The sequence below is a fragment of the Mesorhizobium sp. M0047 genome, from assembly GCF_040323315.1.
In the GTDB taxonomy this organism is placed as follows: Bacteria; Pseudomonadota; Alphaproteobacteria; order Rhizobiales; family Rhizobiaceae; genus Mesorhizobium.
In genome coordinates this window covers 44,758-57,282 of the sequence record NZ_JAMYUW010000030.1, presented here as the reverse complement: position 1 = coordinate 57,282, position 12,525 = coordinate 44,758, and the positions used below count along the sequence as shown (strand labels likewise).

At 62.7% G+C, this 12,525-nt stretch carries 11 protein-coding genes; 7 read left to right on the top strand and 4 right to left on the bottom strand.

Going from position 1 to position 12,525, the window contains the following annotated elements:
- Positions 1 to 78 precede the first annotated feature (78 nt).
- A complete protein-coding gene (gene fsa / locus NKJ89_RS24625; RefSeq protein WP_023762502.1) occupies positions 79 to 735 on the top strand; it encodes a fructose-6-phosphate aldolase in 657 nt (218 codons plus the stop codon).
- 76 nt (positions 736 to 811) lie between these two features.
- On the opposite strand, the gene NKJ89_RS24620 is transcribed toward fsa, so the two are convergent.
- The 3 genes from NKJ89_RS24620 to leuS form a co-directional block, all read right to left on the bottom strand.
- Positions 812 to 3,490, bottom strand: coding sequence for a DNA translocase FtsK (locus tag NKJ89_RS24620; RefSeq protein ID WP_352606315.1), 2,679 nt, complete (start codon positions 3,488 to 3,490; stop codon positions 812 to 814).
- 291 nt (positions 3,491 to 3,781) lie between these two features.
- Positions 3,782 to 4,360 (bottom strand): LPS assembly lipoprotein LptE, encoded by a 579-nt coding sequence (locus tag NKJ89_RS24615; RefSeq protein WP_352606313.1) that lies wholly within the window; start codon positions 4,358 to 4,360, stop codon positions 3,782 to 3,784.
- Positions 4,347 to 6,971 (bottom strand): leucine--tRNA ligase, encoded by a 2,625-nt coding sequence (gene leuS / locus NKJ89_RS24610; RefSeq protein WP_352606312.1) that lies wholly within the window; start codon positions 6,969 to 6,971, stop codon positions 4,347 to 4,349. The genes NKJ89_RS24615 and leuS overlap by 14 nt, the downstream gene beginning before the upstream one ends.
- A gap of 155 nt (positions 6,972 to 7,126) precedes the next feature.
- Here leuS and NKJ89_RS24605 point away from each other — a divergent pair, with 155 nt between their 5' ends.
- From NKJ89_RS24605 to NKJ89_RS24585, 5 genes are all read left to right on the top strand, one after another.
- Positions 7,127 to 7,789 (top strand): YggS family pyridoxal phosphate-dependent enzyme, encoded by a 663-nt coding sequence (locus NKJ89_RS24605; RefSeq protein ID WP_352606310.1) that lies wholly within the window; start codon positions 7,127 to 7,129, stop codon positions 7,787 to 7,789.
- A gap of 89 nt (positions 7,790 to 7,878) precedes the next feature.
- Positions 7,879 to 8,133 (top strand): type II toxin-antitoxin system Phd/YefM family antitoxin, encoded by a 255-nt coding sequence (locus NKJ89_RS24600; protein ID WP_023762507.1) that lies wholly within the window; start codon positions 7,879 to 7,881, stop codon positions 8,131 to 8,133.
- Entirely contained in the window at positions 8,133 to 8,534 is a 402-nt protein-coding gene (locus tag NKJ89_RS24595; protein ID WP_352606308.1) for a type II toxin-antitoxin system VapC family toxin, read from the top strand. The genes NKJ89_RS24600 and NKJ89_RS24595 overlap by 1 nt, the downstream gene beginning before the upstream one ends.
- A 148-nt stretch (positions 8,535 to 8,682) precedes the next feature.
- Entirely contained in the window at positions 8,683 to 9,102 is a 420-nt protein-coding gene (locus NKJ89_RS24590; protein ID WP_352606306.1) for a hypothetical protein, read from the top strand.
- Between the two features lie 115 nt (positions 9,103 to 9,217).
- The gene (locus NKJ89_RS24585) at positions 9,218 to 10,267 is read left to right on the top strand and encodes an aldo/keto reductase (RefSeq protein WP_352606305.1); all 1,050 of its coding nucleotides are present in this window, start codon (positions 9,218 to 9,220) and stop codon (positions 10,265 to 10,267) included.
- A 48-nt stretch (positions 10,268 to 10,315) separates the two neighbouring features.
- On the opposite strand, the gene NKJ89_RS24580 is transcribed toward NKJ89_RS24585, so the two are convergent.
- Entirely contained in the window at positions 10,316 to 11,224 is a 909-nt protein-coding gene (locus NKJ89_RS24580; protein ID WP_352606303.1) for a LysR family transcriptional regulator, read from the bottom strand.
- Between the two features lie 119 nt (positions 11,225 to 11,343).
- On the opposite strand from NKJ89_RS24580, the gene NKJ89_RS24575 reads away from it, so the two are divergent.
- Positions 11,344 to 12,525, top strand: a complete 1,182-nt coding sequence (locus NKJ89_RS24575; RefSeq protein WP_352606301.1) for an MFS transporter — start codon at positions 11,344 to 11,346, stop codon at positions 12,523 to 12,525.

The following is a 12,525-nucleotide window of genomic DNA, read 5'->3' as shown; positions in this document are numbered from 1 at the left end:
TGCCCTGACTTTGGTCTAGATCAAAGGCCGACCCCGAATGTGCATGGCATGCACATAAAAATCTTCAGGAGACCTGCCATGAAATTTTTTGTCGACACCGCCGATATCAAGGATATCCGTGAGCTGAACGATCTGGGACTGCTCGATGGCGTTACCACCAACCCGTCGCTGATCCTGAAATCCGGCGGCAAGATCTCCGAGGTCACCAAGCAGATCTGCGACATCGTCGAAGGGCCGGTGTCGGCGGAAGTGGTGGCCACCGAATTCAAGGCCATGATGGCGGAGGCCGAGACGTTGGCCAAGATCGCGCCCAATGTCTGCATCAAGGTGCCGCTGACGCTCGACGGGCTGAAGGCCTGCAAGACGATCCGCACCCAGATGAACCGTATGGTCAACGTCACGCTGTGCTTCTCGGCCAACCAGGCACTGCTGGCGGCCAAGGCCGGCGCTTCCTTCATTTCGCCCTTCGTCGGCCGTGTCGACGACACCGGCGCGGACGGCATGGAGCTGATCCAGGAGATCCGGCAGATCTACGAAAATTACGATTTCCAGACCGAGATCCTCGTCGCTTCGGTCCGCACGGTGAACCATGTCAAGCAGGCAGCCCTGATCGGCGCCGACGTTGTTACCGCGCCGCCGGCGACCCTGAAGGCGCTGGTCAACCATCCGTTGACCGACAAGGGCCTCGCCGCCTTCCTCGCCGATTGGGCCAAGACCGGCCAGAAGATCGGCTGAGCGATCCGATATCCGATACGAAAAAAGGCCGGGCATCCGGCCTTTTTTATGCGCCGCAGCTTGAAGCGACGGCCGATCAATCCGTGCCGTCATCGTCAGGCGCGGTTGCCGACGGGCGCCGCCCCATGATGATTTCGCGTTTACCGACATGGTTGGGTGCGCCGACCAACCCTTCCTTTTCCATGCGTTCGACCAGGGATGCGGCGCGGTTGTAACCGACGCCCAGGCGGCGCTGGATGTATGACGTCGAACACTTCTTGTCGCGCACCACCACCTTGACCGCCTCGTCGTAGATGGAATCACTGTCTTCGGCTGCAGCCGATCCCTTGTCGAAGACCGCGCCCTGGTCGGCTTCGACTTCTTCCTCATCCTCGTCGGCTGTCACGGTTTCCAGATATTCAGGCCGGCCCTGCGCCTTCAGATGTGCCACGACGTGCTCGACCTCCGCATCTGAAACGAAGGGACCATGCACGCGGGAAATGCGCCCCCCACCCATCATGTGCAACATGTCGCCCTGGCCGAGGAGCTGTTCGGCGCCCTGCTCGCCAAGGATGGTGCGGCTGTCGATCTTGGACGTCACCTGGAAGGAAATCCGGGTCGGGAAATTGGCCTTGATGGTGCCTGTGATGACATCGACGGAAGGGCGCTGCGTTGCCATGATCAGGTGAATGCCGGCAGCGCGCGCCATCTGCGCCAGACGCTGGATGGCGCCTTCGATCTCCTTGCCGGCGACCATCATCAGGTCGGCCATCTCGTCGACGATGACGACGATGTAGGGCATCGGCGCAAGATCGATTTCCTGCTGTTCGAAAAGCGGCTCGCCGGTGCCCTTTTCGAAACCGGTCTGCACCGTCATGACGACGGTCTCGCCCTTGTCGCGGGCAGCGGCCGCACGCTCATTGTAGCCATCGATGTTGCGCACACCGAGCCGAGCCATCTTGCGATAGCGGTCCTCCATTTCGCGCACCGCCCACTTTAGCGCGGTGACGGCTTTCTTGGGGTCCGTGACTACGGGCGTCAGAAGATGCGGAATGCCGTCATAAACGGAGAGTTCGAGCATCTTGGGATCGACCATGATCAGCCGGCATTCCTCCGGCTTCAGCCGGTAGAGCAACGACAGGATCATGGTGTTGATGGCAACCGACTTGCCGGATCCGGTGGTTCCGGCCACGAGCAGGTGAGGCATCTTCGCCAGTTCGGCGATGACCGGTTCACCGCCGATCGTCTTGCCCAGGCAAAGCGCCAACTTGCAGCTGGTCCTGCGGAAGCCCTCCGATTCGATCAATTCGCGAAAATAGACGGTTTCGCGCGTCTCGTTCGGAAGCTCGATGCCGATGACGTTGCGACCAGGCACGACGGCGACGCGCGCCGAAATCGCCGACATGGAGCGGGCGATATCATCGGCAAGCCCGATGACACGGGAAGATTTTACTCCCGGCGCCGGCTCGAACTCATAGAGCGTAACGACCGGGCCCGGGCGAACGTGAATGATCTCGCCGCGCACACCGAAATCCTCGAGCACGCTTTCCAACAGATCAGCGTTCTGCTCGAGCCGCTCCTGCGACATGTAGAAGCCTTGCCCCTCCGGGGGCTGCTGCAACAGCTCTTCCGAAGGAAGCTCATAAAGGTCGCCCGCCGTTGACAGCACAATATTCCCGGCCCTTGGCAAGCGCGGAGAGCGAGCAGCGGCGGCCCTGACAGTGACATCCACGCCGGCCGGCGCAGGAACGGCATCGCTTTTAGCAGCGAGGATTGCGGCAGCGTCGGCTCGGGGCGGAATGCCCGCAGATACGTCAGGCTGGACGACGGCCTGGTTCGAGTTAGCCGGCAAAACGTCCGGTAACGACTTCGATGTCTGACCTGGAAGCCATTCGATGACGCGAAACAGCGAGGTGGCATCGGTCACCATCGGCGAGCGGTTGTCGAGCCGCTCACGGGCGATGACAGGCGCTGCGACGACCGGTGCCGGCGAGGTTGGGCTGGCCTGCCGGGCCTGTGACGAAACATCGACCAGATAGGGCGCCATAGCCTCGAAGAACGCGTGATCCGAAAGATAGGGCCAGCGCAGTTTTTCGGCAGTGGCCGGTTTGATCGGCGCGCCCGGAGCGGCAGCCCCGCGCGCGGAAGCTCGTCCCGTTGCTGCCGTCACCGGAGCTACGATACCCTCCTTCTCTCTGGCCCGTCCCGGAAGAGCGAGAGCCGCAGCCGGCGTTGATGGTCTTTGCGTGGCGGCGCCGCGGCCTGCCAGCGGCTGGGAGGCCGGGGTTTTCACCGAGGCCGGCAACGCCAGCAGCGAGGGCGCGGAGGATGCCTCATCGACCATGGCTTGCGCGACTGTTTGCGGCGTGGGGAGCACGTCTGCATCGCCTTGCTCGACAAGACGCTCGTGCTGCGGGCGTTGCTTCTTGGCTTCATAGTCTGGTGTGCGGGTGAAACGCACGTTGGGCGCGAGGAAGAAGTATTCCTGCCAGGCAGGACTTTCGATATCACCGTTTTTCAAGGACGCGTTGCTCGCCTCCGCGCCCCTTGGCTCCATATAGGGCCGCCTGTTGCCGCCGAGATCGACAATCGGCACGGAATAGCCGACCTGGTGTGTGCCGGGCTGCCGGCCATCCAGTCCCTTGTGGGCCGGACGATCATGATCGCCTGTCGCGGCTGAAGACGTTCGCTGCCCGCCCTTGTCGCACTTCACCTCGGGATCATCGGGCGATGCTGCCTTCAACAAATTGACCCGGGAAAAACGCCTGGCTTCCATTCTCAAGACTCACTCTGAATTGCCTTCCGAGCAATAGGGAGCGAGTGGTTAACAGTTGCTTCCCGAATGGATCGCCGACGATCCTTGGACAGCAAAATCGTCGTGACAGCCTCTGCGAACGACGCAACCGAATCGTCATCTCACAGCGCACGCCGCTGGCGCGACCTGCCCGCTGTGCTGGGGCGGCTGATGGCGTCTCTTCGCGGCGATGCAGGATGTCTCTATCCGGGAACCTGATCGTGATCTCACGATCATCCCACCATGCTCGAGCCGCTAGAATGACAGGCCGTGCTAGCTGGCCCTGGCGTGCCTGACCAGATCCTGGGCGATGGACAATTGCAGCGCTTCGGCCAGTTCGCGCGCGGCTCGATTCTCGGCGTCGATCTGCGCCCGGTACGCGGCGAACTCCTGACGCGGCCTGTCGAAGGACGAGGTGATCGAACGCTTGCCGGATGCGATCACCACACCGGTCTTCACATCGGACAGCGTATAGTTGCCAGTCAGCGTCACGGAACCGGCGGTCGGTTCGTCCTCGTTGGTCCCAACCTGCACAAGTGCCGCGGATTCGACGGCTTCGGTCACGCCGAGATTGAGCGAATAGGCCGGTGAGGCCGGCTCGCCGGCACCTCGTCCAAACCCGAAAATCAGATTGTTGCGCACCTGCTGGGCATAACGCGAGTTGACCGGCTTGATGGCGATCGAAGCCAGTTCGGCATTGGCGCTCGCCTGCGAACCCGACAGCGACGCGCTCGAATAGAGCGGCCGCACGGTGCAGGCCGAGACAAGCGCGAGCGAGCCGACCAGGCCGGCGAACGCGATATGGCGCAGCACATGGCTCAGCCCTGTCTTTTCCCGATCAGGCAACGACATTGACGATCCTCTGCGGCACGATGATCACCTTGCGCGGAGCCTTTCCTTCGAGCGCTTTCTGCACGAAGTCGAGAGCCAATACCGCTTTTTCGACCGCACCTTGGTCCGCGTCGCGGGCAATTGTCAAATCTCCCCGCTTCTTGCCGTTGACCTGCACCGGATAGGTGACTTCGTTGTCGACGACCAGCGCCGGATCGAACGCCGGCCACGGCCGTTCGGCAACCAGATCGGTGCCGCTGAGCGTTTCCCAGCACTCCTCTGCCAGATGCGGCATGACCGGTGCGATCAGATGCACGAGAATCTCCACGGCCTGCCGGCAGGCACCCTTGAGTGCTGCATCAGCCTTGCCTTCGGCCACCTCGTTGAGCGGCGAGGTCAGCGCGTTGGCCAGTTCGTACATGCGGGCGATGGCGCGGTTGAAAGCCAGCTTCTCGATATCCTCACCGACCGCCTTCAGGATCTTGTGCGCGGCCTTGGAAACCACAGCGGCCTCGTCGCTGCCAGCCGCCGCGGGCTCGATGCCGGCCAACGTTTCGGCCGCCGTCGACACCAGGCGCCAGATGCGCTGGATGAAGCGATGCGCGCCGGCGGCGCCATCGTCGGTCCATTCAACGTCGCGCTCTGGCGGTGAATCCGACAGCATGAACCAGCGCGCTGTGTCGGCGCCATAGCCATCGGTGATGTCTTCCGGACTGACCGTGTTCTTCTTCGACTTCGACATCTTTTCGAGCGGGCCGATCGTCGCCGTCTCGCCTGTAGAGATCTCGATGGCGCGGCGCTTGCCGTCAACGTCTTCCAGCCGAATCTCGGTGGGCGCCAGCCAGCGGCCATTCGATGCCGAGCCGACGCGATAGGTCTCGTGCACCACCATGCCTTGCGTGAACAGCCCTTTGAACGGCTCGGCCAGATCGACATGACCGGCCTCGCGCATGGCACGGGTGAAGAAGCGGGAATAGAGCAAGTGCAGGATCGCGTGCTCGATGCCGCCAATATACTGGTCGACAGGCAGCCATTCATTGGCCGCCTTGGGATCAGTCGGTTCATGCGCCCAGGGTGCTGTGAAGCGCGCGAAATACCAGGACGAATCGACGAAGGTGTCCATCGTGTCGGTTTCGCGCCGCGCATCTCTACCGCATTGCGGGCATTTCACATGCCGCCATGTCGGATGCCGGTCGAGCGGATTGCCCGGCCGGTCGAAATCGACATCGTCGGGTAACTTGACCGGCAGGTCGGCTTTCGGGACCGGCACCACGCCGCAATCCTCGCAATGGATCATCGGGATCGGGCAGCCCCAGTAGCGCTGGCGCGAAATGCCCCAGTCGCGCAGGCGGAAATTCACCTTGCGCTCCGCCATCGGCCGGTTGCCGATGGTCTTCTGTTCCAGTAGCTTCGCCACCTCGTCGAAAGCCTGATCCGGCTTCATGCCGTCGAGGAAGCGCGAGTTGATCATCACGCCATCGTCGACAAAGGCTTGATCGATGATCTGGAAGCTTGCCGGATTCTCGCCTTCCGGCATCACCACCGGGATCACCGGCAGGCCGTATTTGTTGGCGAAGTCGAGGTCGCGCTGGTCGCCGGACGGACAGCCGAAGATGGCGCCGGTGCCGTATTCCATCAGCACGAAATTGGCGACATAGACAGGCAGCTTCCAACTGTCGTCAAACGGATGGACGACGCGGATACCGGTGTCAAAGCCCTTCTTCTCAGCCGTCTCAAGCGCCGCCACCGAGGTGCCCATATGGCTGATATCCTCGATGAACTTCGCCAGCGCCGGATTGCCTTCCGCAGCCTTCTTGGCCAGCGGATGATCGGCGGCGACAGCCATGAAGGAAGCGCCGAAGATGGTGTCGGGCCGTGTCGTATAGACTTCCAGCTCATGCTCGCCACCGACAGCATCTGCCAGCGGCCAACGGATCAGCAGGCCTTCCGAGCGGCCGATCCAGTTCTGCTGCATCAGCTTCACTTTTTCCGGCCATTCCTCGAGGCCGTCGAGCGAATCCAGCAGATCCTGCGCAAAATCGGTGATCTTGAAGAACCACTGCGTCAGTTCGCGCTGTTCGACCAGCGCGCCCGAACGCCAGCCGCGCCCGTCGATGACCTGCTCGTTGGCGAGCACGGTCATGTCCTCCGGATCCCAGTTGACCTTGGAGGATTTGCGCGTCACCAGCCCCTTCTCGACGAAATCGAGGAACAGCATCTGCTGGCGATGGTAGTAGTCGACGTCGCAGGTGGCGAATTCGCGCGCCCAGTCCAGCGACAGGCCCATGACCTTGAGTTGCTCGCGCATGGTGGCGATGTTTTGATAGGTCCATTCCTTGGGATGGACCTTGTTCTGCATCGCCGCGTTCTCGGCCGGCATGCCGAACGCGTCCCAGCCCATCGGGTGCAGCACATTGAAACCCTTGGCCCGCTTGTAGCGTGCCACGACGTCACCCATCGTGTAGTTGCGGGTGTGGCCGATATGGATACGCCCCGACGGATAAGGGAACATCTCCAGCACGTAGTATTTCGGGCGCGGATCGTCATTTTGCGCTTCGAACAGCTTCTTGGCGTCCCAGGCCTTCTGCCATTTGGGCTCTGACGCGCGCGGATTGTATCGTTCGGTTGCCATGGGATTATTTTCACTTAAAAGCATGCGCGAACTGCGGGCAACGGCTCGGCAGTTCAGGGAATGTGGTCCGGGTGTTCACCATGGTTTGGCAAACCCGTCAACCATATGGGTATCGCGTCTGACAAAAACGCGGGCCAAATCAGCAGGATTTGCATATGGGCGACGCCGTTCAGCAGTTTTTCACGGTCAAGGCCAGGATTGCCGCGGCGGAACAAGAGGCTGGCCGCCAGGCTGGAGCGGTGACGCTGGTCGCCGTTTCCAAGACTTTTGACGCCGCCGACATCCGCCCGATCATCGAGGCCGGCCAGCGCGTCTTCGGCGAAAACCGGGTGCAGGAAGCGCAAGGCAAATGGCCGGCGCTGAAGGAGGCATTTGCGGATATCGAACTGCATCTGATCGGCCCGCTGCAGTCGAACAAGGCGAAGGAGGCGGTGACGTTGTTCGATGTCATCGAGACGGTCGATCGCGAGAAGATCGCCGCCGAACTTGCCAAGGAGATCGCCAGGCAAAGCCATGCGCCAAGGCTTTATGTCCAGGTCAACACCGGCTCCGAGCCGCAGAAGGCCGGCATCGAGCCGCGCCAGGCCGTCGCCTTCGTCGCCCGCTGCCGCGATGTGCACGGGCTCGCCATCGAGGGCCTGATGTGCATTCCGCCAGCTGACGAAAATCCGGGTCCGCACTTTGCCCTGCTGGAGAAGCTTGGCCGAGAGGCTGGCGTCGCGAAGCTGTCGATGGGCATGTCCGGCGACTACGAGACTGCGATCGCCTTCGGCGCCACCAGTGTCAGGGTCGGTTCCGCGATCTTCGGCATTCGATAGCCATTGATAGTTGCAGTTCGAGTGCGGCATTTTTTGCTGCCTCACCGCAACAATGCTATATCTAGCCAAGCTAGCTAGGAAGCATTCTCATGAACTGGCATCTTCAGGACGCAAAGAACAATTTTTCCAAGGTGGTTCAACGCGCGCGCAGCGAGGGACCGCAGACGGTGACCCTGCGCGGCGAGCGCGCGGCAGTGGTGCTCTCTGCGGAAGACTACGACCGCTTGGCCGGAAAGAAGAAAAGCCTTGCTGAGTATCTTTTGACTGGCCCGGTCTGGGACGATGATTTCGCCGAGGAGGTCAACCGTCGCTCGGATACGATGATTCGGGATGTCGACCTCTGATGTACCTGCTCGACACGAACATCGTTTCGGACGTGCAGAGGCGGCTACCCAAGCCGACTGAATGGCTTACTTCGGTGGATCCGACATCGGTGAGCCTCAGCGTCATTACCCTTGGCGAGATCGAGCGTGAGATCGTCAAGCTACGCAAGGTCGACTCCGAAAAGGCAACGCGCCTCGATTTGTGGCTACGGGAGCTGCGGCGGGATAACGCCGACCGCATTCTTGCCGTTACGGAAGATGTCGCGTTGGCCTGGGGGCGCATCACTGCTGGTCGTACAAGGGGCAGCGCCGACACGCTCATCGCGGCAACCGCGCTTGTCCATGACCTCATTCTCGTGACCCGCAATGTTGCCGACTTTGATAATACCGGCGTGACGGTCTTCAATCCCTGGGTGATCTGACCCGTCCCACATTGCCACAAACCCCGGAGGTTGGATGCGGCAGCCGCGTCACAGCATCGCATTGCGATGCCGCGCCCCCTCCCTACCTCCGTCGGAGACCCTGAGCGACCGTCATGGCCGTTCCTTTGCAATGTCGAAGGAGGGCATCATGAACAACGAACACCTTTCCCACAAACAACCCCGTGACCGGCCTCACAACCGGCATGTCTCCGACCGGCTGCATCCAGATATCTATGGTGCGATGGCTGGACTTGCCGGATGGTACGCACTGTCCGCCTGGGCAGGCTTCGGCGGCAGCAGCTACGCCGATTATCTTCTCGTCGTCATGACCGGCTTCCTTGTTATGGCGGTGGCGTTGCCGGCCGTCGCCGGGCATGTCTGGTATCGGCACCGCCCGTGGACACCCGCGAGCATCGGCAGCTTCGAGGATTGGATCGCCGGCGAATTCGATCTCGGCCAGGGCAACCGCGTTGCCTCCAAGAGAGCGCTGCTCGAAATTCTGCTGCCGCTTGCCGCCGTCGCCTTCGGCATGACAGCCTTCGCGATCGTGGCGCTACTGGCCAGCTGACCGTCGGGCACGTCCAGGCATTGGCCAGATGAGAAATTCTTTGGGCCAACACTAGAAACGAAACGTACCGTTCCTATTTGTTTTGTGTCATCACAAACTCTCTGGAGCCTCCACCATGCGTTATAACCAGCTTGGAAATACGGGGATGTTCGTCTCCGAACTCTGCCTCGGCACCATGACCTTCGGTGCTGCCGGCGAAAATGCCCAATGGGGCCTGATCGCCAGCCTCGATCAGAAGGGCGTCAACGAGATCGTTGCCCGGTCGCTCGCCGCCGGCGTCAATTTCTTCGACACCGCCGACGTCTACTCCTTCGGCGCGTCCGAACGGCTGCTCGGGCAGTCGCTCAGGGACCTTGGTGTCGACAGACAGAATGTAGTCATCGCCACCAAGGTGCACGGCGCCATGGGCGAAGGCCCCAACCAGCGCGGCTCGTCGCGCGGCCACATCATGGATTCGGTCGACGCCAGTCTCGAGCGGCTGCAGCTCGACCATATCGATCTCTATCAGCTGCACGGCACCGACACCGTGACGCCGATCGACGAGACGCTGCGGGCGCTGGACGATCTCGTTGCAAGCGGCAAGGTTCGCTATGCCGGTGTCTCTAACTGGCAGGCCTGGCGCATCGCCAAGGCGCTCGGCATCGCCGACCGCAAGGGTTTTGCTCGCTTCGAGACCGTCCAGTCGTATTACTCGATAGCCGGTCGCGACCTTGAACGCGAGATCGTGCCGCTGCTCAATGAGGAGAAGCTCGGCCTGATGGTGTGGTCGCCGATGGCCGGCGGACTGCTGTCGGGTAAATACGGGCCCGGCGCACCGGGCAATGGCGAAGGGCGCCGCGCTTCCTTCAACTTCCCACCGGTCAACGAGGACCGCGCCTGGGCGGCTGTGGCCGTCATGCGCGAGATCGCCAAAAAGCATGACGTGAGTGTCGCGACAGTCGCGCTGGGCTATGTTCTGGCCAAACCCTTCGTGATGAGCGTCATCATCGGCGCGAGCCGCATGGAGCAGCTGGAGCAGAATCTTGCGGCGACGCAGCTGAGGCTCGACGCCGACGATCTTGTCCGCCTCGATGATGTCAGCGCCTTGCCGGCCGAATATCCCGGCTGGATGCTGGAGCGTCAGGCTGCCGGCCGGCGCCCAGCGCCGTTCACGCCGAAAGCATAACGCGGCCAATGCCGACATCTCGGGAGCCTGTGGGCTCCCGAGCGCCAGTCAGCTCAGCCGAACGCTCTCCACGAGAAAATCGAGAAAGGCGCGCACCCGCGCCGGCAGATGCCGGCCTTGGCCGACATAGACGGCGTGGGTGGCCTCCTCGTCGCCTGGATTGAAATCCTCGAGCAGCGGCACCAGCCGGCCGGCAGCGATATCGGCCGCCACATGCCAGCGGGCCAGCCGGGCGATGCCCGCGCCCGCCAGCGCCATCAGCCGCATTGCCTCGCCATCGCTCACCAGCGTATTGCCGATGATTGGAACCATGATGGAGTTGCCGGCCGCATCGAGAAATGGCCAGCCGTCGAGGTGCCGCACGAAACCGAAGCCCATGCGGTTGTGCCTGTCGAGATCGGTCGGTTTCAGCGGCGTTTCGTGCGTTTCGACGTATGAAGGCGCCGCGACGACGACCACCGGGCTTTGCCCAAGCTTTCGCGCCATCAGCCGTGATTCGCTGAGCGGCCCGGCACGAATGGCGACGTCAGCACGTTCCGCCATCAGGTCGATGACGCTGTCGCTCAGCACCAGATCGACCGAAATCTCGGGATAGCGCTCGAGGAAGCGCGGCAGCAGCGGGATCAGCCTGTGCACTCCGAAGGGAACGTAGCTGTTGACGCGCAGCCGTCCGCGCGGTGCCGCACCCGCCGCGGCCTCCTGCTCGGCCGCCGCCATGTCGGCGAGGATGCGCAGGCCGCTTTCGTAGAACGCGGTGCCTTCCGGCGTCAGTTGCAGTCTTCGCGTCGAACGGCTGACCAGCCGCGCGCCGAGCCGCGCCTCCAGCCGCCCGATCAGCTTGCTGACCGCCGACGGCGTCATCCGCAATGCGCGTGCCGCGGCGGAAAAACTACCGTCCTCGACGACACGCACGAAGACTTCGATCTCGCCGGAGCGATTGATGTCGGGCCTAGCCATCTGTGAATCTATTTCACAGAGAATATGCCCAGGGCAAGTCTGGTTCACAATGCGCTGCGACACGATCTTTCGGGCCGGGGCGCGGGACGGCGCTCGTCGCCATCGAAGTGGAAACCGCCATGCCTCTTGCTCTCTACGCCCTCGCCGCCGGTGCCTTCGGCATCGGTGTCACCGAATTCGTCATCATGGGTCTGCTGCTCGATGTCAGCAAGGATCTCGGCGTCACGATCTCGGCCGCCGGCCAGCTCATTTCCGGCTATGCGCTTGGCGTCGTCATCGGCGCCCCTTTGCTCACCATCGCCACCGGCAGCTGGCCCCGCAAGACCGTGCTTCTGGCACTGATGGCGATCTTCACGCTCGGCAATCTCGCCTGTGCGCTGGCCCCCGACTACTGGACGCTGATGGGCGCCCGCATCATCACCGCCTTTGCCCATGGCACCTTCTTCGGCGTCGGCTCTGTTGTCGCCACCGGACTGGTCGCACCCAACAGGAAGGCCTCGGCGATTGCGCTGATGTTCACCGGCCTGACCATCGCCAACATCCTCGGCGTGCCCTTCGGCACCTGGCTCGGCCAGACCTTTGGCTGGCGCGCGACCTTCTGGGCGGTGACCCTAGTCGGCATGGCGGCTTTCGCCGTTATCCTGGCACTGGTGCCACGCAGCCGGACTGCACCCGAAAAGAGCGACCTGCGCGCCGATCTCGCTGTGTTGCGCCGCACGCCCGTCCTGCTCGGCCTCGCCACCACCGTACTCGGCTATGCCGGTGTCTTCGCCGTCTTCACCTACGTCGCCCCGTTGCTGACCGAGATAAGCGGCTTCAAGGAAGCGGCGGTATCGCCTATCCTGCTCGTCTTCGGTGGCGGTCTCATCGCCGGCAATCTCGCGGGCGGCAAGGTCGCCGACCGCTGGCTGGTGCCCGCCGTGCTCGGCAGTCTCGTGGTGCTGGCCGTGGTGCTCGCCACCATGACCTTCGCCATCCACAGCCAGGTGATGGCAGTGATCTATGTCGGCCTGCTTGGCGTTGCCGCCTTCGCCACCGTGGCACCGCTGCAGATGTGGGTGCTGGACAAGGCGCAAGGTGCGGGCCAGAGCCTCGCCTCGTCGTTCAATATCGCGGCCTTCAATCTCGGCAACGCGGCAGGTGCCTGGCTCGGTGGCGCGGCGATTGCGCATGGCCTTGGCCTTGGTTCGCTGACCTGGGTCGCCGCGCTGCTGCCGCTCGCGGCACTCGCCGTAGCGGGACTGGCGCTGCGTCTCGATCGCCCCGGCACGCTCGGCGCCCCTGCCTCCGTCCAGTCGTGA